The organism is Streptomyces sp. NPDC094032 (assembly GCF_040303965.1).
GTDB lineage: Bacteria > Actinomycetota > Actinomycetes > Streptomycetales > Streptomycetaceae > Streptomyces.
In genome coordinates, this window is the sequence record NZ_JBEOUE010000027.1 from 21547 (window position 1) to 42206 (window position 20660).

Consider the following 20660-nt stretch of genomic DNA (forward strand, 5'->3'; position numbering starts at 1 on the left):
CGGGGCATGACAGACGCGCTGCTCGGGTCCTCCCTCGTCGAGGAGGCCACCAAGAAGTCCGGCCTCATCTGGGTACGGGGCGAGGCCCCGGCGGCCCGTGCGCTCTGGCACGTCTGGCTGGACGGCGCCGCGCTCGTCGTCGGCGACGGACCCGGCGAGCAGCCGCTGCCCGGTCTGGTGGACGGCGGCACCGCCGAGGTCACCGTGCGCAGCAAGGACAAGGGCGGCCGGATCGTCGCCTGGACCGCCTCGGTGAGCGAGCTCGCCCCGCGCGGCGAGGCCTGGGAGACGGCGGTCGCCGAGCTGAAGGGCAAGCGGCTCAACGCGCACGACGGCGAGGCGATGCCCGAGCGCTGGGCGCGCGAATGCCGGGTGGTGCGCCTGGAGCCCCGCTCCTCCACCACGGACCTGCCGGACGGCTCGCTGGCCGCCGTACCGCTGCCGTCGCCGGTGCTCACCCGCCGGCCGGTCCCGGCGGGTCTGCCGAAGCTGCTCTTCAAGAAGCGCCGCCGCGCGTAGCGGTCAGGTGCGCGGCAGCTGCTTGCCGTAGTCCAGGGTCTCGCTCTTCGAGGGGGCGGCGAGCGGGAAGTCCTTGTCCCAGTCGGAGAGCATCACGACGCCCGCGCCGCCGCCGCGCGCGAAGCGCAGCGGGAACGGGGTGCCCTCCAGGGACACGTCGAGCGAGCCGCCCTCGGCGTCCGCGCCGCCCTTGACGTTGACCGTGCGGATGCCGCCGATGCTGTCGCGGTCGCCCTTCACGACGTCCCCGTGCAGCCCGATGAGCCCGTCGAGCAGCAGGCCCATGTCGGTGAAGCCGCGCAGCTGCTTGTACGCGGGGTCGTCCTGCGGCACCTTCACGTACTTGTCGTCCAGCTTGTCGGCCGCCTCGGAACCGGCGTCCGAGGGCGCCTCGGTGGAGGCGTCGTCGTGCGTCCAGAAGCCCGCGTCGGCCTTCATGTAGAGCGCGTCGCCGACCCGCAGCAGCTCGAAGGTGCTGTTCTTCGTGGTCACGGAGCCGCTCGCGCCGTCCTGCTTGAGCCGCATGTTCAGCTTGTACGTGCCGCCCTTGCTGACCAGCGTGCCCGCGAGGCGCACCGCCTTCGCGCCGTCCGCCGCCGACTGCGCCTTCTGCTCGATGGCCGTCGGGGACAGCTTGCCGACGCCGTTGGTCCCCTCGTCCGGATCGGTGCCGCACCCGGTCAGGGAGGCCGCGAGACCGGCGCAGAGCGCCAGGGGCAGGGCGGCCCTGCGCAGGCGCGAGGACGGAGGGAGAACGGACACCAGGGCGGCCTCTCGTGTCGGTGGGGGGGGACGGGCCCGCGGGAGCCGGGTGCCGGTGGGGACGGCAGACCGCAGCGTACCCGGGCCGGGTGAAGCTCCCGTGAGCAGCCGGACGGGCGCTCCGCCTGCGCGGCGTGCGGCGGCACGGGCTAGCCTGAACCAGGCATAGCGGGAAATGACCCGAATCGTGCGGCACCGAGGAGGCGCGTGGCATGGCGGCAGGCGCCCCCCGGATCTTCGTCTCGCACCTCGCCGGGGTCCCCGTCTTCGACCCCGTGGGCGACCAGGTCGGCCGGGTCAGCGACCTGGTGGCCATGCTGCGGGTGGGCCGCCGCCCGCCGCGGCTGCTCGGCATGGTGGTCGAGGTGCTCTCCCGGCGCCGGGTGTTCGTGCCCATGACGCGTATCACCGGTGTCGAGTCCGGGCAGGTCATCACCACCGGCGTCGTCAACATGCGCCGCTTCGAGCAGCGCCCGACCGAGCGGCTCGTCCTCGGCGAGCTCCTCGACCGGCGGGTCCGGCTGGTCGGGCCGCAGGGGGAGGAGGGCGAGGAGGTCACCGTCCTCGACGTGGCCATCCAGCAGCTGCCGGCCCGCCGCGACTGGGAGATCGACAAGGTCTTCGTCCGGCGCGGCAAGGGCGGGGCGCTGCGCCGCAAGGGCGAGACGCTGACCGTGGAGTGGTCCGCCGTCACCGGCTTCTCGCTGGAGGAGCACGGCCAGGGCGCCGAGAACCTGGTGGCCACCTTCGAGAAGCTGCGCCCCGCCGACCTCGCCAACGTGCTGCACCACCTCACCCCGAAGCGGCGTGCGGAGGTCGCCGCCGCCCTGGACGACGACCGGCTCGCCGACGTCCTGGAGGAGCTGCCGGAGGACGACCAGGTCGAGATCCTGGGCAAGCTGAAGGAGGAGCGGGCCGCCGACGTCCTGGAGGCGATGGACCCGGACGACGCGGCCGACCTGCTCTCCGAGCTGCCCGAGGAGGACAAGGAGCGGCTGCTGACGCTCATGCAGCCGGACGACGCGGCGGACGTGCGCCGGCTCATGGCGTACGAGGAGCGGACCGCGGGCGGTCTGATGACCACCGAGCCGATCGTGCTGCGCCCGGACGCCACGGTCGCCGACGCGCTGGCCCGGGTGCGCCAGCAGGACCTGTCCCCCGCGCTGGCCGCGCAGGTGTACGTGTGCCGGCCGCCGGACGAGACGCCGACGGGCAAGTACCTGGGCACGGTGCACTTCCAGCGACTGCTGCGGGACCCGCCGTTCACACTGGTCAGCGCGCTCGTCGACAGCGATCTGCCGCCGCTCGGCCCGGACACCCCGCTGCCGGCCGTCACCAGCTACTTCGCCGCGTACAACCTGGTCGCGGCGCCGGTGGTGGACGAGAGCGGTTCGCTGCTCGGGGCGGTGACCGTCGACGACGTGCTCGACCACCTGCTGCCGGACGACTGGCGGGAGACGGAGTTCCACGAGGAGGGGATGCACCGTGGCTGAGCGCACTCAGGAGCGGGACCGCGAGCGCGAGCGGGAGCGGCAGCTGCCCCGGATCCGGCTCGACCAGCCGCGCGTGCGGCGGCCCCGGTTCCTGCCCGAGTACGACCCGGAGGCCTTCGGGCGCCTCTCGGAGCGGATCGCGCGGTTCCTGGGGACGGGGCGGTTCATCGTCTGGATGACGGTGATCATCATCGCCTGGGTGGTGTGGAACGTCTCCGTCCCGGACCATCTGCGCTTCGACACGTACCCGTTCATCTTCCTGACCCTGATGCTGTCGCTCCAGGCCTCGTACGCGGCCCCGCTGATCCTGCTCGCGCAGAACAGGCAGGACGACCGGGACAAGGTCAACCTCGAACAGGACCGCAAGCAGAACGAGCGCTCGATCGCGGACACCGAGTACCTGACCCGGGAGATCGCGGCGCTGCGGATGGGCCTGGGCGAGGTGGCGACCCGCGACTGGATGCGCTCGGAGCTCCAGGACCTGCTCAAGGAGCTGGAGGACCGGAACGCGCGCGGCAATGGGGAGCGCCGCGATCTATTCCCGGGGGACGGCTCGCGCGGGAGTGACGTACCCGACCGTTGACAGGGCTTTCATGGGCCGGTGGTCGTCGCCGTACCATCTGTCTTATGGCTACGGAAGACGCGGTGCTTGAGGCACTGGCGACGGTGAACGACCCCGAGATCAACAAACCGATCACCGAGCTCGGCATGGTGAAGTCGGTGGAGATCGGATCCGACGGCAGGGTCGCCGTCACGGTCTATCTCACGGTCTCCGGCTGCCCGATGCGCGACACCATCACCCAGCGCGTGACGGACGCCGTCGCCCGGGTCGAGGGCGTCACGGGCGTCGACGTCACGCTGGACGTGATGAGCGACGAGCAGCGCAAGGAGCTCGCCTCCGCGCTGCGCGGCACCACCGCCGAGCGCGAGGTCCCGTTCGCCAAGCCCGGCTCGCTGACCCGTGTGTACGCGGTGGCCTCCGGCAAGGGCGGCGTCGGCAAGTCCTCGGTGACGGTCAACCTGGCGGCGGCGATGGCGGCCGACGGGCTGAAGGTCGGTGTCGTGGACGCCGACATCTACGGGCACAGCGTGCCGCGCATGCTGGGCGCGGACGGGCGTCCGACCCAGGTCGAGAACATGATCATGCCGCCGTCGGCGAACGGCGTGAAGGTCATCTCGATCGGCATGTTCACCCCGGGCAACGCCCCGGTCGTGTGGCGCGGCCCGATGCTCCACCGCGCCCTCCAGCAGTTCCTCGCCGACGTGTACTGGGGCGACCTGGACGTCCTGCTGCTCGACCTGCCGCCGGGCACCGGCGACATCGCGATCTCCGTCGCCCAGCTGGTGCCGAACGCGGAGATCCTGGTCGTCACCACCCCGCAGCAGGCGGCGGCCGAGGTCGCCGAGCGGGCCGGTTCGATCGCCGTGCAGACCCACCAGAAGATCGTCGGCGTCGTCGAGAACATGGCGGGCCTGCCGTGTCCGCACTGCGACGAAATGGTCGACGTGTTCGGCACGGGCGGCGGCCAGCGGGTCGCCGACGGCCTGACGCAGACCACCGGCGCGACCGTCCCCGTCCTGGGCTCGATCCCGATCGACGTGCGGCTGCGCGAGGGCGGCGACGAGGGCCGTCCGGTCGTCCTGTCCGACCCGGACTCCCCGGCCGGCGCGGCCCTGCGCGCCATCGCCGGCAAGCTGGGCGGCCGCCAGCGCGGCCTGTCGGGCATGAGCTTGGGGATCACGCCGCGCAACAAGTTCTGATACGTGGGAAGGGCGCCCTCCGGGGCGCCCTTTCGCGTACCCCGGGGGGGCGCCCTCCATCGTGCCGTCAGGCGTAAAGACCCAGGTCCTTCACCGCGGCGAAGCCAAGACCGTACGCGCTCATCCCCCGCCCGTACGCCCCGATGTGCACCCCGGTCGCCGAACCGGCCAGCACCCAGCCGAACTCGGACTCGCGGTAGTGGAACGGCACCGGGACCCCGTCCACGGGCAGCGAGAGCGTCGACCAGGCCGGGCCCTCCAGGTCGTCGGCCAGCTCGAAGGCCGTCTCCGTCTGCTGGTCCAGCCAGTTGTCCCGCCGGGTGTGGTCGAGGTTGGCGGGCCAGGTGTGGGCGAGCAGGCCCGAGCCGGCCAGCCAGGCCGCGGAGGAGACCGTGGTGGCCTCCAGGACGCCCGTGCCGTCGCCGGTGCGGCGTACGGGGTTCGCGGCGACGGTCACGACGACGGCGAAGCGCTCCTTCTCGCCGCCGGCGGCCTCGACCTTTATCGACGGCTCGTCACCATGGCCCATCGAGCCGTACTGGACGGTGCCGTCCGCGGCCGTGCCGATCTGCATCAGCCGCCGCGGTCCGGTGAACGCCTCGTCGAGCCCGTACCAGGCGAAGGGTGCGCGGAGGAAGCCCTCGCCTGCCACCCGACTCGTCGTCTTCATCTCGGCCGCCTCCTCAACGTGTCAACAGAGGGAGGATAGCCACCGCGCCGCGACGGGTCGGTGACAGGCCGTCGTCAGGTGGCGTCGGAGTCGTACGGCGGGCGCTCGCCGGCGTCCGGCTTGTCCTGCTTCTTGAGGAGGTCGGGCTGGGCGGAGCCGTTGACCGCCGTGGGCGCGGCGGGCACGGCGGGGGCCGTCTCCCGGCCGTGGACGGCGTCGGCGACCTCGTTCATCTCCTTCTTCAGGTCGAAGCTGGAGCGGAGCTCGTTGAGCTCCTTGAAGTCCTCGTTCTCCGCGAGCTGCTTGCGGATGAAGTTCTTCGGGTTGAGGTCCTCGAACTCGAAGTCCTTGAACTCGGGGCCGAGCTCGCTGCGGATGTCCGCCTTGGCGCTGTCCGAGAACTCCCGGATCTTGCGGATGAAGCGGGAGACGTCCTGGATCATCTTCGGCAGCTTCTCGGGGCCGAAGATGAGCACGGCGAGCACCACGAGCGTCACCAGCTCGAGTGCGCCTATGTCGCTGAACACCCTGTAGCTCCTTCATGCCGGTCCCAAGCCCGGTCCACGGTACCCGCCGAAACTGCCTGGCGGGTACCTCGTGGTGGCCTCCACATGGCGTCTAGGCGCCCGTCGAGGAACCGAGCGTCAACGTCTTTGTCTGCTCTTTGCCGTCGCGGGTCAGGGTGAGCTTCAGCCGGTCGCCGGGACGGTGCGCGCGGATCTTCACTATCAGCTCCTCGCCGCTGTGCACGCGCTGCCCGTCGACCTTGGTGATGACGTCGCCCGGCCTGATCCCGGCGCGGGCGGCGGGGCCGTCGGGGGTGACGGACGAGGTGCCGTCCTTGCCCTTCGCGCCGACGCGGGCGCCGTCGCCGGTGTACTGCATGTCGAGGCTCACGCCGATGACCGGGTGGGTGGCCTTGCCGGTGTTGATGAGCTCCTCGGCGACGCGCTTGCCCTGGTTGACCGGGATGGCGAAGCCGAGGCCGATGGAGCCGGCCTGGCCGCCGCTCTCGCCGGAACCGCCGCTCGCGGCGCGGATGGCGCTGTTGATACCGATGACCCGGCCCTTGGAGTCGAGCAGCGGGCCGCCGGAGTTGCCGGGGTTGATCGGGGCGTCGGTCTGGAGGGCGTCGACGTAGCTGATGTCGGTGCCGTCGCCCTTCTCGCCGCCCGCGGTGATCGGGCGCTCCTTGGCGCTGATGATGCCGGAGGTGACCGTGTTGGACAGGTCGAAGGGGGCGCCGATCGCGACGACCGGGTCGCCGACGCGGACGGCGTCGGAGTTGCCCAGCGGCAGCGGCTTGAGGCCCGAGACGCCGGAGACCCGGATCACGGCGAGGTCGTAGCCGGTGTCGCGGCCGATCAGCTTGGCGTGGGCGGACTCGCCGTTGCTGAAGGTGACGGAGATCTCGCCGGAGGAGGCCGCCGCGTCCACGACGTGGTTGTTGGTGAGGATGTTGCCGCGCGTGTCGAGCACGAAACCGGTGCCGGTGCCGGAGGAACCGCTGCCGCTGACGTGGATGGTGACGACGCCGGGCAGGGCCCCGGCGGCGATCCCGGCGACGCTGTCCGGCGCGCGGCCCGCGTCCTCGGGCCCCGCCTGGGGCAGTTCGACGGTGGTGAGCCCGCCATTGCGCTCGATGTACGCGCCGATGCCGCCGCCGACGACCCCGGTGACCAGCGCGAAGGCCAGCGCCCCGACGAGCGCGAGCCCGCGCCGCGACTTCTTCGCCTTCACCACGACCTGCGGAACGACCGGCCCCGCGGCGAGCGGCGCACCGGCCGCCCAGGGGTCGTACGCCGGCGCCACGACCATGGGCCGCTGCACGGGCGGCGCGGGCGCCCACGGCCCCGGCTCGCCGTAGGGCGGCGTGCGGTAGGGGTCGGGGGCGTGCAGGGGCGTCTGTGGCGGTACGGGGGTGGGGGCGGGGAAGTGGTCCACGGCGGGTGCGGGCGCGCCGGGCGCTACGGGAGCGGCCGGTGCGGCGGGCGCCTCCGGCGCGGGCTGTGCGGCCGGGCCGGGCTCGGGCCTGGCGGTCTCGGCCTGCCGTGGGTCGGCGGACTCGGGGGCGGGCGCGGGCGCGCCGGGCCCGGGCGCGGCGGCCTGCGGGGTCGAGTCGGCAGGGGTCGCGTGCGTCGGGAGCACGTCCGCCGGGGTCGCGTCCGCAGGGACCACGTCCGCCGTGGTCGCGTCCGCCAACACCGCGGTCTCCGGCTTCACGAACTCCAAGGGCGCGGGCGCCTCGGGGGCACCCGCCGCCTCGGGGTGGGCGGCCTCCGGCGCCCCGGGCTCGGTCTGGACCGGCACCGGTGCCGCCAGCGTGAAGTCCGTGTCCGCGTCCGCGTCCCTCGCCCCGGTCGCGTCCTGGGACGGGGCCGGGGGCTGGTCAGGTGGCGGGACGGGTGTGGTCGTCGGACGGCTCCACCAGGTCGGCTTCCCGTTCTTCATGCTCTCCCCGCAACAGATGACCTGTCCGCGCCCACCGGTTCGTCGGGCGCGCCCCTGCCCCTGGATTCAACCAGGTCGCCGGTCAGCGGTGGGAGGGGCTGGGGGCGGGGGTGGCGGTCGGGGCGGTTCCGGGCGCGTAGGAGAGGCGGAGCGCGGGAGCCGCCGGGCGTATGAACGGGGACAGTTCCAGGCGGGCCGGCAGCACCGTGGGCGCCGCCTCCTGCGGCTGCTCGCGGCGGGAGCCCGAGGCGAAGGTCGCCGGAGCCCGCAGCGGGGTCACGTTGCTTCCGGTGCCCTGGCCGCGCGCCGCGTCGAGCGGCAGCGTGCCGCCCAGCGCGATGGCGGCGAAGGACACCGCGCTGGCCGCCGCGAAGGCGAACCGGCGGCCCCGCCCCGGGGAGCGGTCGCCGACCTCGTGGATCCGGAAGCCGGAGTGCGGGGTGACCGGCGCGGCCGTGGCGAAGCCGTCGGACCGCAGCCCGCCGCCCCGCAGGAGGTCGTCGAAAGCCCCCCCCTGGTCATCCGGTCCCCCCGGCAGCCCCTGGAGGCGCGCCAACAGCCCCTCCGAGGGCGGAGGGGGCGCACTGGCGGCGAAGACGCTCTTCAGGCTGCGCTGGGCGTCCGCCTCGGCCTTGCACTTGGGGCAGGTGGCGAGATGGGCGAGGACCCGCTCGCGCGCGTCATGGCCGAGCTCGCCGTCGACGAGCGCGGCGAGCCGGTCTCCGAGGTGCTGATCCGCGAGATTCTGCCCGGCGAGGCGCCGCTCCGCCGGGGTCGCTGACGGACGGGTGCCGCTCACGCCGATCCGCCCTCCCAGCCGACTGCGGCGAGCGCCCGCTCCGCGCGCGCCTCGGGCGAGCGGTGCTTGAGCGCCTTGCGCAGGTGGGAGCGGCCGCGGTGGATGCGGCTGCGGACGGTGCCCAGCTTCACGCCGAGGGTCGCGGCGATCTCCTCGTAGGAGAGGCCCTCGATGTCGCAGAGGACGACCGCGGCACGGAACTCGGGCGCGAGGGTGTCCAGCGCCTGCTGCACGTCGGCGTCGAAGTGGGTGTCGTTGAAGGCCTGCTGCGGGGACGGCTCACGGCTGGGCAGCCGCTCGGCGGCGTCGTCGGCGAGCGCGTCGAAGCGGATGCGCTGCTTGCGGCGGACCATGTCCAGGAACAGGTTGGTCGTGATGCGGTGCAGCCAGCCCTCGAAGGTGCCGGGCGTGTAGGACGACAGCGAGCGGAAGACCCGGACGAAGACCTCCTGGGTCAGGTCCTCGGCGTCGTGCTGGTTGCCCGTCAGCCGGTACGCGAGTCGGTAGACCCGGCCGCTGTGCGTGCTGACGATCTCCTCCCAGCTGGGCGGAGTCCACGCCTGCGATTCCGCTTCCGATGCGAAGGTCGCGGTGATGGGTGCGGAGTCGGCGGTGCGGGAACGGTCAGCGGTGTCGGTCACGGATTTCGGCTCACCCGCCGATCCGAGAAGGCGCCGAAGCCTCCCTCTCCGATCCACAGGCGCAGCCGCACCTCCCCTGTCGGCTCTGGTGGTGTCCAGTGGAGCCCCTACCATAGCCACCTCGCCCGTTAGCTCCGGATAAGAATCTTTACGCGAATTTGGGCCCGGCTCGTACCGCCGTCCCGTCTCGCTTCCTGTCTGTAGGAACGCGCGGTCCCATCTGCGGGTTCCCGCGCGCAGCGGATACAGTCGACGCCTGCGTCAACTACGGGGACAGGCACGGGGACAGGAGAGGGCCATTACCGCCAACCGGCAGACGAGCTGGGCGTTCGCCGACGCCTTTGTCGCCGAGGACGAAGCGCTGCGCTGGGCCCGTGACCGGGCCCGGGAGGCAGGGCTGCCCTCGGTGTCGCCGGGCACGGGCGCCGCCCTGCGGCTGCTGGCCGCCACGGCGGACGCCAAGGCGGTGGCGGAGATCGGCACGGGCACGGGCGTGTCGGGGATCTATCTGCTGCTCGGGATGCGCCCGGACGGGGTGCTGACCACCGTGGACATGGAGCCGGAGCGGCAGGCGCACGCGAAGGCGGCGTTCCGCGCGGCGGGCTTCGCGGGCAACCGGGCGCGGTTCATCCCCGGCCGCGCGCTGGACGTGCTCCCCCGGCTCGCGGACGGCGGCTACGACCTCGTCTTCTGCGACGGCGACCGCACGGAGTCCCTGGACTACCTCGCTGAATCGTTGCGCCTGCTGCGCCCGGGCGGTCTGGTCTGCTTCGAGGGCGTCTTCGCGGACGGCCGCACGGTGGACTCGGCGGCCCAGCCGGCCGAGGTGCTGCGGATACGTGAGCTGCTGCGCACGGTGCGGGAGAGCCCGGCGCTGCTGCCGACCCTGCTGCCGGTCGGCGACGGACTGCTGTGCGCGGTCCGCAGGGGCTTCTAGCGCCCTTCAGGGCCCTGCCCGGCCGGATACACCTCTGCCCCGGCGCGGTGGGTACCGTGCCGGGGCAGAGGTGGACATTCTTGGCAGGGGCGCGTCAGCCGACGACGTCCTTCAGTGCGTCACCGAGCGCCTTCGCCTCGTCCGGGGTCAGCTCGACGACGAGCCGGCCGCCGCCTTCGAGCGGAACGCGCATGACGATGCCCCGCCCCTCCTTTGTCACCTCGAGCGGGCCGTCACCCGTCCGCGGCTTCATGGCCGCCATGCTCGTTCCCCTTCCTGAAACCAGCTCATCGTCAGCATCGAACACGATTGCTTCCCGGTCATTATCCCGCATCACAGCACCCGATGACCAACATCAGGTGGCATCGCTTCCGCAACGCGCTTTCACAAAACCGCATATTTCGCCGAACCACCTGCGATACTTCGCCGCCGCCGCTCCATCTCCGGGTGCCGATTCTTTGACGCAGGTCACATGCTGCGGGCCGGTGATCTCCGCCATGCTGGGCAGGTCAATCGACGCAATGAGGCGAAGGGAACCCCGCGATGGCCGACACGGTGCTGTACGAGGTGAGCGACGGGCTCGCCACCATCACGATCAACCGCCCCGAGGCCATGAACGCGATGAACGTGGCCGCGAAGGTCGCCCTGCGCGAGGCCGTGGAGACCGCCGCCGCCGACCCGGCCGTCCGCGCGGTGCTGCTGACCGCCGCCGGCGACCGCGCGTTCTGTGTGGGCCAGGACCTGAAGGAGCACGTCGGGCTGCTGCTCCAGGACCAGGAGTCCGGCACGCGGGACACGATGAACACCGTCCGCGACCACTACAACCCGATCGTGCGGGCGCTCACCGGCATGGCGAAGCCGGTGGTCGCGGCGGTGAACGGGGTCGCGGCCGGAGCCGGTTTCGGCTTCGCGCTGGCGGCGGACTACCGGGTGGTGGCGGAGACGGCCGCCTTCAACACCTCCTTCGCCGGGGTCGCCCTCACCGCCGACTCGGGCATGTCCTGGACGCTCCCCCGGCTGATCGGCCACAGCCGCGCGGCCGACCTGCTGCTCTTCCCGCGCTCGATCGGCGCCCAGGAGGCGTACGAGCTGGGCATCGTGAACCGGCTCGTCCCGGCCGCCTCGCTCGCCGAGGAGGCCGCGAAGGTGGCCCGCGCGCTGGCCGAGGGCCCGACCGTCGCCTACGCGGCGCTGAAGGAGTCCCTCGCGTACGGGGCGGACCACTCGCTCGCCGAGGCGCTGGAGAAGGAGGACGAGCTCCAGTCGAAGGCGGGCGCGTCCGAGGACCACACGATCGCCGTGCGGGCCTTCATCGCCAAGGAGAAGCCGGCGTACCTGGGCCGCTGAGGCAGGCCCTGACGGCGCCGGCTCAGCGGCCGGCGCCGCGTGCCACGCAGCCGGCGACGTGGTCGTCGACCAGACCGCAGGCCTGCATCAGCGCGTACGCCGTGGTCGGGCCGATGAAGCGCAGTCCGCGCTTCTTCAGCGCCTTGGACAGGGCGGTCGACTCGTCCGTCACGGCCGGCACCTCGCCCGTGCCCGCCGGGACCGGGCGGGCCGCCGGGTCCGGCGCGTACGACCAGATCAGCTCGTCCAGCTCGCCGGGGGCCCAGGTCGTCAGGACCTTGGCGTTGGCGATCGTGGCGTCGATCTTGGCGCGGTTGCGGATGATCCCCTCGTCGCCCAGGAGCCGCTCCCGGTCGGCGTCGGTGAACCTGGCCACGTCGGCGATCCGGAAGCCGGAGAAGGCCGTACGGAAGCCCTCACGGCGGCGCAGGATCGTGATCCACGAGAGCCCGGACTGGAAGGCCTCCAGGCACAGGCGCTCGAACAGGGCGTCGTCGCCGTGGACCGGGCGGCCCCACTCCTCGTCGTGGTACGCCACGTAGTCCTCGGTCGACAGGCCCCACGGGCAGCGCAGCAGTCCGTCGGGCCCCGCGACGGCCCGGCCCTCGCTCACGCGCCCTCCTCCTCGTCCCGGGGAGCGGCTTCGGCCTCGTCCCGGGGAGCGGCGGCCGCCAGGGCGGTCTCCAGATCGGCGATCCGGGCGTCGCGCTCGGCGAGCTCGGCGCCGAGCCGACCGAGGACGTCGTCCACGTCCGCCATCCGGTAGCCCCGGACGGCGACGGGCAGGCGCAGCGCCTCGACGTCGGCCCGGCCGACCGGGCGGGTCGCGGGCAGCGGGTCGATCAGCCGCTCGGGCGCCGACTCGGGCAGCACCTCGCTGTCGCCGCCGCCGACCACCGCCAGGGTGACCGCCGCGACGACCACGACCATCGTGATCAGCAGAAACCAGAACACCAGCGCGCGCCTCTCCCCGTCCGTGGAAAACGTCCGGTGCCGATCGTGCCATGCGGCACCGACAGTTAGGGTCGCAGACGATGCGGCGACGGGTCGCAAGGGAGGACATAAGGGATGCTGCGCTTGGGACCCCGGGAATTCGGGCCGCACGAGCCGGTGATCATGGCGATCGTGAACCGGACGCCGGACTCCTTCTACGACCAGGGGGCGACCTTCCGGGACGAACCCGCCCTCGCCCGGGTCGAGCAGGCCGTGGCCGAGGGCGCCGCGATCATCGACATCGGCGGGGTGAAGGCGGGCCCCGGCGAGGAGGTCACCGCCGAGGAGGAGGCGCGGCGCACGGTCGGCTTCGTGGCCGAGGTGCGGCGGCGCCACCCGTCCGTGGTGATCAGCGTGGACACCTGGCGCGCGGATGTCGGCGCGGCGGTGTGCGAGGCGGGCGCGGACGTCCTGAACGACGCGTGGGGCGGCTTCGACCCGCGGCTCGCGGAGGTCGCCGCGACGTACGGCGCGGGGCTCGTGTGCACCCACGCGGGCGGGGTGGAGCCGCGGACCCGGCCGCACCGTACGGAGTACGAGGACGTGATGGCCGACATCCTGCGGGTGACGGTCGGGCTCGCCGAGCGGGCGGTCGCGCTGGGGGTGCGGCGGGACGGGATCATGATCGACCCGGGTCATGACTTCGGGAAGAACACCCGGCACAGTCTGGAGGCGACGCGGCGGCTCGGGGAGATGGCGGCCACGGGGTGGCCGGTGCTGGTGTCGTTGTCCAACAAGGACTTCGTGGGCGAGACGTTGGACCGGCCGGTCAAGGAGCGGGTGCTCGGGACTCTGGCGACGACGGCGGTTTCCGCGTGGCTCGGGGCGCAGGTGTACCGGGTGCACGAGGTGGCCGAGACGCGGCAGGTGCTGGACATGGTGGCGTCCATCGCGGGGCATCGGCCCCCGGCGGTCGCCCGGCGCGGGTTGGCGTAGTCGGGCGGGTGCGGGCCGGCGGGGGGGTTGTGCCCACCCGTTCCGCCCCGGCGGAACGCATGCCCACAACCCCGGCCGGCGGTGGCTACCGGCCCGTCTCCTTCGTCACCAGCGCGACCGCCTCGTCCACGTCGTCCGTGAGGTGGAAGAGGAGGAGGTCGTGTTCCGAGGCCTTGCCGCCGGCCACGACCGAGTCGCGGAGCCAGTCGACGAGGCCCTTCCAGTACTCCGTGCCGAAGAGGACGATCGGGAAGCGGGTGACCTTGCGGGTCTGGACCAGGGTCAGGGCCTCGAAGAGCTCGTCGAGGGTGCCGAGGCCGCCGGGCAGGACGACGAAGCCCTGCGCGTACTTCACGAACATCGTCTTGCGGACGAAGAAGTAGCGGAAGTTCACGCCGATGTCGACGTGCTGGTTGAGGCCCTGCTCGAAGGGGAGCTCGATGCCGAGGCCCACGGAGATGCCCTTGGCCTCCCGGGCGCCCTTGTTGGCCGCCTCCATGGCGCCGGGGCCGCCGCCCGTGATGACCGCGAAGCCCGCCTCGACGAGGGCGTGGCCGATCCGTACGCCGGCCTCGTACTCGGGCGAGTCGGGCTTGGTGCGGGCCGAGCCGAAGACGCTGATCGCGCTCGGCAGTTCGGCCAGGGCGCCGAAGCCCTCCACGAACTCGGACTGGATGCGCATGACCCGCCAGGGGTCGGTGTGCACCCACTCCGAGTCGCCCTCGGTGTCGAGCAGGCGCTGGTCCGTGGTGCCGGGCTGGACCTGGTCACGGCGCCTGAGCACCGGTCCCACCCGCTGCTCCTCCGGCTTCTTCGGCTCCTCGGGTACGCCCATGGCCTGCTCCTTTCACCGTTCCACTGATCTTCCGGTCCGGTCAGGGTAGGTCCATGGAGGTGACGAAAAGCGAAATTCCGGGAATCAGTCGGTCAGCCAGTCGCGGAGCCTTGCCTCGCAGTGGTGGATCCGCTCGACGTGCACGTGCTCGTCGCGCTTGTGCGCGTAGATGGGGTCGCCGGGGCCGTAGTTGACGGCGGGGACGCCCAGGGCGCTGAAGCGGGCGACGTCGGTCCAGCCGAACTTGGGGCGGGCGCTGCCGCCGACCGCCTTCATGAAGGCGGCGGCTGCGGGGTGCGAGAGGCCGGGCAGGGCGCCGCCGCTCTCGTCGTCGATCTCGAACTCGGCGACGCCGCAGTCCGCGAAGACCTCGCGGACGTGGGCCACGGCCTGCTCCGGGGAGAGGTCGGGGGCATAGCGGTAGTTGACGGTGACCACGCAGGCGTCGGGGATGACGTTGGTGGCGACGCCGCCCTCGATGCCGACGGCGTTGAGGCCCTCGTGGAACTCCAGGCCGTCGATGACCGGCTTGCGCGGCTCGTAGGCGGCGAGGCGGGCGAGGATGGGGGCGGCGGCGTGGATGGCGTTGGAGCCCATCCAGGAGCGCGCGGAGTGGGCCCGCTCGCCCGTGGTGTGCAGCTTGACCCGCAGGGTGCCCTGGCAGCCGCCCTCGACCTCGCCGTAGGAGGGCTCCAGGAGGACGGCGAAGTCGCCCGCGAGCCACTCCGGGTGCGCCTCGGCGATCTTGCCGAGCCCGTTGAGGTGCGCGGCGACCTCCTCGTTGTCGTAGAAGACGAAGGTGAGGTCGCGGTTGGGCGCGGGGACGGTGGCCGCGATCCGCAGCTGGACGGCGACGCCCGACTTCATGTCGGAGGTGCCGCAGCCCCACAGGATGCCGTCCTCGTCGAGCCGGGAGGGCACGTTGTCGGCGATGGGGACGGTGTCGATGTGTCCGGCGAGGACGACCCGCTCGTCGTGGCCGAGGGTGGTGCGGGCGACGACGTTGTTGCCGTACCGGTCGACGGTGAGGTGCGGCAGCCCGCGCAGGGCCTGCTCGATCGCGTCGGCGAGCGGCTTCTCGGTGCCGCTGACGGACGGGAAGTCGACCAGGGCGGCGGTCAGCGCGGCGCCGTCGAGCGTGAGGTCCAGCGGGGTCTCTCCAGGAGCGGTGTCAGCCATGTGCCGACCCTAACGCGGCCTCCAGTACGGTGGGGCGCGTGTCCGAGCCCACCCGTCCCCCCAGCCCCGCCCGTCGCGGGCGTCTCGCCCGGTTCACGGCCGCGTTCGCCGTGCTCCTCGGCCTGGTCGCCTATGTGGCCGTGCACTACGTCACGGGGAGCAAGGGCGCGCCGCGGTGCAGCATCGGAAGCGGGGCGAACCGGTACGAGTTCACTCCGGAGCAGGCGTCCAACGCGGCGACGATCGCCGCCGTGGGCACCACCCGGGGGATGCCGGAGCGGGCGGTGACGATCGCGCTGGCGACGGCGCTCCAGGAGTCGGCGCTCTACAACATCGAGCACGGCGACCGGGACTCGCTCGGCCTGTTCCAGCAGCGGCCCTCCATGGGCTGGGGGACGCCCGCGCAGATCCTCGACCCCGTCTACTCCTCGGGGAAGTTCTACGAGGGCCTGGAGAAGGTCCCGGGGTATTCGCGGCTGCCCCTGACGGTGGCGGCGCAGAAGGTGCAGCGCAGCGGTTTCCCGCAGGCGTACGCCAAACACGAGCCGGACGCGGCGCTCCTGTCGGCGGCGCTGACCGGCCGGGCGCCGGCCGCGCTGTCGTGCACGGCGGACGTGGCGGAGGGCCGGCCGGGCGATCCCGCGCGGGTGCGGGACGAGGTGGTGCGGGCCTTCGGCGAGCGGGCGAAGCCGCGGCCGGCGCCCCAGGGCGCCGGGAGCACACCGACGGCGGGCGCGGAGGCGGGCGCCTCGGGCGCGGCGGCCCTGGAGCTGTCCGTACCGGTGAAGGCGGCCACGGGGACGCGGGAGCAGCGCGGCTGGGAGCTGGCGCAGTGGGCGGTGGCGCGGGCGGACGAGCTGCGCGTCGCCGAGGTGGCGTACGGGGACCGGGTCTGGCGGGCGGACGACTCGTCGGGCGAGTGGGTGCCCGCCAAGCGCACGGGCGGCGGCACCGACGGCTCCTGGGTCCGCCTCAGGCTCACCGCCAGATAGCGCCGCTCTCTGTAAGGGGCACGGAAAGACCGCGGAAGACCTCAGAAGACACAGAAGACCGCACGGGCAGTCGTACGGGCTGTCCCCCGGACGTGTCTTCCGGCGCGCGCGCCGCAGAGCTCTCCGGGCAGCTTTCCCATCGCGTGTCATGTCACCGCAATCCCCTTGCGGCACAAGGGAAGTGACGGTTCGGCAGCCGACGGCGCATTGACGCGTTCGTCCGCTTTCCTCCCCACCCGACAATACGACGCATTGCCCATTCTTTACCTTCGGCCTCCGCAACCTCCCCCGCCCCACGGCCGGTTGTCACTGCGTCCAACCGCAAACGTCCCCTCCGCTGAAGGAGCACCATGTCCCTCCCCCTGACCCGTCGGATCGCCCGCGCCGCCCTGCTCGTCGCGGCCGGAGCAGCCCCGGTGGTGGTCGGTGCGGCCGGCTCCGCGAGCGCCGTGGACCAGTCCCTCGCCCCGACCGGCGCCCTGACGGGTCTGACCCAGCTCGACGGCGCCGCCACCGGCTCCACCCTCGACACCGCCTCGCAGACCGCGACCGGCGTCGTCGGCGAGACCGGCAGCCAGGCCGTCGGCACGGCCGTCCCGGCGGCCGGCAAGACCCTGGGCACGGCGGGCAAGACCGCCACCCCGGCCGCCCAGGAGATCGCGGGCGAGGCCGCCGGCAACGCGGGCGAGGTCGTCGGCCAGACGGCGGGCGCCGCCGCCGAGGGCGCCGACGCCCCCACCGGCGGCACCCTGGGCGGCCTGCCCACCCAGGGCGTGCCGGCCCCGACCCTCCCGCTGGGCGGTGGCCTGCTCGGCGGCTGATGCTCCGCCGCACACGCGAGAGGGCCCGGGGAGATCGCTCCCCGGGCCCTCACCCGTATCCGTCCGTCAGCCCAGCCGCTTGACCGCGGCCTCGACCCGCTCGTCGGTCGCCGTGAACGCGACCCGCACGAAGCGCTCGCCCGCCTCGCCGTAGAAGTCGCCGGGCGCCACCAGGACGCCCTTCTCTGCCAGGTAGGCCACCGTGTCCCAGCAGGGCTCGTCGCGGGTCGCCCACAGGTAGAGGCTGGCCTCGCTGTGCTCGATCCGGAAGCCGTGCGCCTCCAGGGCCGCCCGCAGGGCCGCCCGCCGGGCCGCGTACCGCTCGCGCTGCTCGGCCACGTGCGCGTCGTCGCCGAGCGCGGCGACCGTGGCCGCCTGGACCGGGGCGGCGGTCATCATGCCGCCGTGCTTGCGGATCAGCAGCAGCTCGCCCAGGACGGCCGCGTCGCCCGCGATGAACGCGGCCCGGTAGCCGGCCAGGTTGGAGCGCTTCGACAGCGAGTGGACGGCGACGATGCCCTCGTACGATCCGCCGCAGACGTCCGGGTGCAGCACCGAGACCGGATCGGCCTCCCAGCCGAGCTCCAGGTAGCACTCGTCGGAGAAGACCAGGACGCCGTGCTCGCGCGCCCAGGCCACGATCCGGGTCAGCTCGTCCTTGCCGAGCACCTTGCCGGTCGGGTTGGACGGGGAGTTGAGCCACAGCAGCTTGAGGCCGGCCGGGTCGAGCTCGGTGGGGTCGTCGTAGACGACGGGCTCCGCGCCGCACAGCCGGGCGCCCACCTCGTACGTCGGGTAGGCGAGCCGCGGGTAGGCGACCCTGTCGCCGGCGCCGAGGCCGAGCTGGGTCGGCAGCCAGGCCACCAGCTCCTTGGAGCCGACCACCGGCAGCACGTTCTCGTGGCCGAAGCCGGTGGCGCCCAGGCGCCGCTCGCACCAGCCGGTGAGCGCGTCCCGCAGCTCCTTCGTACCCCACACCGTGGGATAGCCCGGCGAGTCCGCCGCCGCGACCAGGGCGTCCTGGATCAGCGCGGGCACCGGGTCGACCGGAGTGCCCACGGAGAGGTCCACGATCCCGTCCGGGTGGGCCGTCGCCGTCTTCTTGTACGGCTCCAGCTTGTCCCAGGGGAAGACGGGCAGGCGCGAAGAGACTGCGCTCACGGGTTGGCTCACTTCCTCGTTGGTACGCAAACGCGTCGGTCCCGTACAGCGGACGATGCCGTACGGGACCGAGGGCGGATGATCAGCCGTTCTGCGGCGGCAGGGCGGCGATGAAGGCGTGGTCACGCTCGATCAGGCCCAGCTTGGAGGCACCACCGGGCGAACCGAGCTCGTCGAAGAACTCGACGTTCGCCTTGTAGTACTCCTTCCACTCCTCCGGAGTGTCGTCCTCGTAGAAGATCGCCTCGACCGGGCAGACCGGCTCACAGGCCCCACAGTCGACGCATTCGTCCGGGTGGATGTACAAGGACCGCTGGCCCTCGTAGATGCAGTCGACGGGGCACTCCTCGATGCACGCCTTGTCCTTCACGTCGACACAAGGCTGCGCGATGACGTAGGTCACGCTGTCGTTCCTCCTCGATAGGGCTGGTCTGCGCGGGAGCGCGGCGTCGTCGATGCCCGCCCCTAGTATCTCCGTTCTCGGGGGCGATCCGAACAGGAGGGGCTAAGAAGCTGTGGAATTCGCCGGTGGAGGACGTCTCGAAGTCCGAATTACCGCCTCTGACGTGGGAAAACGCGTCTCTGTTCGGTGCGTGACGGACTCGGGTGCGCCGGGTGAGAGGTTCACGGACGCGGTCGGCGTTCTCACATCGTGGGAAGACGGTGTGCTGCTGATCACACGAAGGACCGGTGAGACCGTCCGGATCGCGGAATCCGCCCTCGTCGCGGGCAAGACCGTCCCCGCCGCCCCGGCCCGCCGCCGGGGCCCCGCCGCGACCTTCCCGGAGCTCGCCCGCGCCACCGCCCGCGCCTGGCAGCCGGTGGAGAGCGAGCCGCTCGGCGAGTGGACGCTGCGGGCCGCCGGAGGCTTCACCCGGCGGGCCAACTCGGCGCTGCCGCTGGGCGACCCCGGGCTGCCCCTGGACGCCGCCCTCGACCGCGTACGGGAGTGGTACGCGGCCCGGGACCTGCCCCCCTATGTACAGACGGCCACGGGCGGCGAGGGCACCCAGGAGCTGCTCTGCGCCGAGCTCGAGCGGCGGGAGTGGCGGCGGGAGGTCTCCGCCGAGGTGCGGATCGCGGCCCTCGCCCCGATCGGCGACCTCGACGCCGACGTGACCCGGGTCCGCCTCGACCGCGCCTTCGACGAGGACTGGCTGCGCCGCTACCAGCGCTTCGGCGAGCCCGGCCCGCAGGTCCTGACGGTGCTCGGCGGCGGCCCGAGTGTGTGGTTCGCCTCCGTTCCGGGCACGGGAGACATACCGGCGGCGATCGGGCGCTGTGTGGTGGACGGGCGCTGGGCCGGTTTCATGGCGGTCGAGGTCGACCCCGCCCAGCGGCGCCGCGGCCTGGCCACGTCCGTCATGACGGCGCTCGCCCGCCGGGCGCTCGACGAGGGCGCGTCGGCCGCCTGGCTCCAGGTCGAGGCGGAGAACGACGGCGCCCGGGCGCTGTACGAGGGGATGGGCTTCGCGGTCCATCACCACTACCACCACTACCGATGGACGGGCGCATGACCGACTGGCGGCGGGAGTTCGCGGAGGAGGCCAGGGCGGAGCAGCCCGACCTCGCCCGCCTCTGTCTGCTGGTCGGCGCGGTGGCCGACCCCTCGGTGACCCAGGCGGACCTGGACCTGGCGGAGATCGAACTGGACCGGCTCGCCGGGCTCGTGCCGTACGGGACGCGCGGCGCCGACGCGTGGGTAGCGGCGCTATCCGATCTGCTCGGCCGCCGTGCGGGCTTCCAGGGCGTTCCCGCGGACTACCAGCGGCTCGAGTCCTCGCTGCTGCACGAGGTGCTGCGGCGGCGGCGCGGGCTTCCGATCCTGCTGTCGGTGGTGTGGATGGAGGTCGCGCGGCGGGCCGGGGCGCACGTCTACGGCCTCGGTCTGCCCGGCCACTTCGTCGTCGGCTTCGGCGACCCGGACGACCTGCATCTGGCCGACCCGTTCGCCGGCGGCCGGGCCATGACCGGCGCCGACGCCGAACTCCTCGTCGCGGGCGCCACCGGCGAGGCGCTCGACCCGTCGATGCTGCGCCCCTCCGCGCCGACCGCGATCGTGCTGCGGGTCCTGAACAACATCCGGGCCTGGGCCGGCGCCCGCCCCGAGCGCTCGGACGTCGCGCTGTGGGCGGTCGACCTCTCCCTGATGCTGCCCTCCCACCCGGCCCGGCTGCGCTACGAGCGCGCGGAGCTGCTCGTCCAGCGCGGCGACTTCCTCACCGGCGCGGTGGAGATGGAGGCGTACGCGACGATCATGGACGCGGTGGAGCCGAGCGCCGCCGAGACGATCCGGCAGCGGGCGAAGGCGGCCCGGGCGCTGCTCAACTGAGGCCCGGGCGGTACGGGGCGAGTGGCGGGCC

At 72.9% G+C, this 20660-nt stretch carries 24 protein-coding genes; 11 read left to right on the forward strand and 13 right to left on the reverse strand.

The genetic code is table 11. The features are described from left to right. Positions 1-6: 6 nt before the first annotated feature. Positions 7-519, forward strand: coding sequence for a hypothetical protein (locus ABTZ54_RS29390; protein ID WP_351668856.1), 513 nt, complete (start codon positions 7-9; stop codon positions 517-519). Positions 520-522: 3 nt separating this feature from the next. Here the strand turns inward: ABTZ54_RS29390 and ABTZ54_RS29395 are convergent, their stop codons facing one another. After that, positions 523-1281 carry a hypothetical protein gene (locus ABTZ54_RS29395; RefSeq protein ID WP_351668858.1) on the reverse strand — a complete coding sequence of 253 codons (759 nt, stop codon included), beginning with the start codon at positions 1279-1281 and terminating at the stop codon, positions 523-525. 212 nt (positions 1282-1493) lie between these two features. On the opposite strand from ABTZ54_RS29395, the gene ABTZ54_RS29400 reads away from it, so the two are divergent. From ABTZ54_RS29400 to ABTZ54_RS29410, 3 genes are read left to right on the forward strand one after another with little or no spacing between them, the layout of a single operon-like run. Beyond that, positions 1494-2774 carry a magnesium transporter MgtE N-terminal domain-containing protein gene (locus tag ABTZ54_RS29400; RefSeq protein ID WP_351668859.1) on the forward strand — a complete coding sequence of 427 codons (1281 nt, stop codon included), beginning with the start codon at positions 1494-1496 and terminating at the stop codon, positions 2772-2774. Beyond that, the gene (locus ABTZ54_RS29405; protein WP_351668861.1) at positions 2767-3357 is read left to right on the forward strand and encodes a DUF1003 domain-containing protein; all 591 of its coding nucleotides are present in this window, start codon (positions 2767-2769) and stop codon (positions 3355-3357) included. The genes ABTZ54_RS29400 and ABTZ54_RS29405 overlap by 8 nt, the downstream gene beginning before the upstream one ends. Before the next feature lie 44 nt (positions 3358-3401). After that, positions 3402-4535, forward strand: coding sequence for an Mrp/NBP35 family ATP-binding protein (locus ABTZ54_RS29410; RefSeq protein ID WP_351668863.1), 1134 nt, complete (start codon positions 3402-3404; stop codon positions 4533-4535). Positions 4536-4602: 67 nt separating this feature from the next. Here the strand turns inward: ABTZ54_RS29410 and ABTZ54_RS29415 are convergent, their stop codons facing one another. The 5 genes from ABTZ54_RS29415 to sigE form a co-directional block, all read right to left on the reverse strand. Beyond that, a complete protein-coding gene (locus ABTZ54_RS29415; RefSeq protein WP_351668864.1) occupies positions 4603-5205 on the reverse strand; it encodes a hypothetical protein in 603 nt (200 codons plus the stop codon). Between the two features lie 74 nt (positions 5206-5279). After that, positions 5280-5732 (reverse strand): sec-independent translocase, encoded by a 453-nt coding sequence (locus ABTZ54_RS29420; RefSeq protein ID WP_351668866.1) that lies wholly within the window; start codon positions 5730-5732, stop codon positions 5280-5282. 91 nt (positions 5733-5823) lie between these two features. Continuing rightward, on the reverse strand, positions 5824-7656 hold the full coding sequence (locus tag ABTZ54_RS29425) for a S1C family serine protease (protein WP_351668868.1): 1833 nt from the start codon (positions 7654-7656) through the stop codon (positions 5824-5826). 82 nt (positions 7657-7738) lie between these two features. After that, positions 7739-8455 (reverse strand): anti-sigma factor family protein, encoded by a 717-nt coding sequence (locus ABTZ54_RS29430; protein WP_351668870.1) that lies wholly within the window; start codon positions 8453-8455, stop codon positions 7739-7741. After that, positions 8452-9210, reverse strand: coding sequence for an RNA polymerase sigma factor SigE (sigE, locus tag ABTZ54_RS29435; RefSeq protein WP_351668871.1), 759 nt, complete (start codon positions 9208-9210; stop codon positions 8452-8454). Before sigE ends, ABTZ54_RS29430 begins: the two co-directional genes overlap by 4 nt. A gap of 142 nt (positions 9211-9352) precedes the next feature. On the opposite strand from sigE, the gene ABTZ54_RS29440 reads away from it, so the two are divergent. Then, positions 9353-10033, forward strand: a complete 681-nt coding sequence (locus ABTZ54_RS29440; RefSeq protein ID WP_351669032.1) for an O-methyltransferase — start codon at positions 9353-9355, stop codon at positions 10031-10033. A gap of 94 nt (positions 10034-10127) precedes the next feature. Here the strand turns inward: ABTZ54_RS29440 and ABTZ54_RS29445 are convergent, their stop codons facing one another. Further along, positions 10128-10295, reverse strand: coding sequence for a DUF3117 domain-containing protein (locus tag ABTZ54_RS29445; protein WP_205628308.1), 168 nt, complete (start codon positions 10293-10295; stop codon positions 10128-10130). Positions 10296-10576: 281 nt separating this feature from the next. Here ABTZ54_RS29445 and chcB point away from each other — a divergent pair, with 281 nt between their 5' ends. Next, positions 10577-11380 carry a 2-cyclohexenylcarbonyl CoA isomerase gene (chcB, locus tag ABTZ54_RS29450; RefSeq protein WP_351668872.1) on the forward strand — a complete coding sequence of 268 codons (804 nt, stop codon included), beginning with the start codon at positions 10577-10579 and terminating at the stop codon, positions 11378-11380. A gap of 22 nt (positions 11381-11402) precedes the next feature. On the opposite strand, the gene ABTZ54_RS29455 is transcribed toward chcB, so the two are convergent. Together ABTZ54_RS29455 and ABTZ54_RS29460 are read right to left on the reverse strand one after the other, a co-directional pair. Further along, positions 11403-11993: a DNA-3-methyladenine glycosylase I gene (locus ABTZ54_RS29455; protein WP_351668873.1), complete on the reverse strand. Its 591-nt coding sequence runs from the start codon at positions 11991-11993 to the stop codon at positions 11403-11405. Further along, a complete protein-coding gene (locus ABTZ54_RS29460; protein WP_351668875.1) occupies positions 11990-12334 on the reverse strand; it encodes a DivIVA domain-containing protein in 345 nt (114 codons plus the stop codon). Before ABTZ54_RS29460 ends, ABTZ54_RS29455 begins: the two co-directional genes overlap by 4 nt. 114 nt (positions 12335-12448) lie before the next feature. Here ABTZ54_RS29460 and folP point away from each other — a divergent pair, with 114 nt between their 5' ends. Then, a complete protein-coding gene (gene folP / locus ABTZ54_RS29465; protein ID WP_351668877.1) occupies positions 12449-13309 on the forward strand; it encodes a dihydropteroate synthase in 861 nt (286 codons plus the stop codon). A gap of 85 nt (positions 13310-13394) precedes the next feature. Here folP and ABTZ54_RS29470 read toward each other — a convergent pair whose 3' ends face one another. Continuing rightward, positions 13395-14144: an LOG family protein gene (locus tag ABTZ54_RS29470; RefSeq protein ID WP_351668879.1), complete on the reverse strand. Its 750-nt coding sequence runs from the start codon at positions 14142-14144 to the stop codon at positions 13395-13397. 84 nt (positions 14145-14228) lie between these two features. After that, positions 14229-15323: a succinyl-diaminopimelate desuccinylase gene (dapE, locus tag ABTZ54_RS29475; RefSeq protein WP_351668881.1), complete on the reverse strand. Its 1095-nt coding sequence runs from the start codon at positions 15321-15323 to the stop codon at positions 14229-14231. A gap of 29 nt (positions 15324-15352) precedes the next feature. Between dapE and ABTZ54_RS29480 the strand changes: the two genes are divergently transcribed. Further along, positions 15353-16315, forward strand: a complete 963-nt coding sequence (locus tag ABTZ54_RS29480) for a VldE C-terminal domain-containing protein (RefSeq protein ID WP_502997335.1) — start codon at positions 15353-15355, stop codon at positions 16313-16315. Positions 16316-16665: 350 nt separating this feature from the next. Then, positions 16666-17136 (forward strand): ATP-binding protein, encoded by a 471-nt coding sequence (locus tag ABTZ54_RS29485; RefSeq protein WP_351668885.1) that lies wholly within the window; start codon positions 16666-16668, stop codon positions 17134-17136. A 66-nt stretch (positions 17137-17202) separates the two neighbouring features. Here ABTZ54_RS29485 and ABTZ54_RS29490 read toward each other — a convergent pair whose 3' ends face one another. Together ABTZ54_RS29490 and fdxA are read right to left on the reverse strand one after the other, a co-directional pair. Next, complete coding sequence (locus ABTZ54_RS29490; protein WP_351668887.1) at positions 17203-18297, reverse strand: bifunctional succinyldiaminopimelate transaminase/glutamate-prephenate aminotransferase; 1095 nt, start codon at positions 18295-18297, stop codon at positions 17203-17205. A gap of 82 nt (positions 18298-18379) precedes the next feature. Next, positions 18380-18700, reverse strand: a complete 321-nt coding sequence (gene fdxA / locus ABTZ54_RS29495; RefSeq protein WP_351668889.1) for a ferredoxin — start codon at positions 18698-18700, stop codon at positions 18380-18382. A gap of 112 nt (positions 18701-18812) precedes the next feature. On the opposite strand from fdxA, the gene ABTZ54_RS29500 reads away from it, so the two are divergent. Continuing rightward, positions 18813-19814: a GNAT family N-acetyltransferase gene (locus tag ABTZ54_RS29500; protein ID WP_351668891.1), complete on the forward strand. Its 1002-nt coding sequence runs from the start codon at positions 18813-18815 to the stop codon at positions 19812-19814. After that, positions 19811-20629 (forward strand): transglutaminase family protein, encoded by an 819-nt coding sequence (locus ABTZ54_RS29505; protein WP_351668893.1) that lies wholly within the window; start codon positions 19811-19813, stop codon positions 20627-20629. The genes ABTZ54_RS29500 and ABTZ54_RS29505 overlap by 4 nt, the downstream gene beginning before the upstream one ends. Positions 20630-20660: the final 31 nt, after the last annotated feature.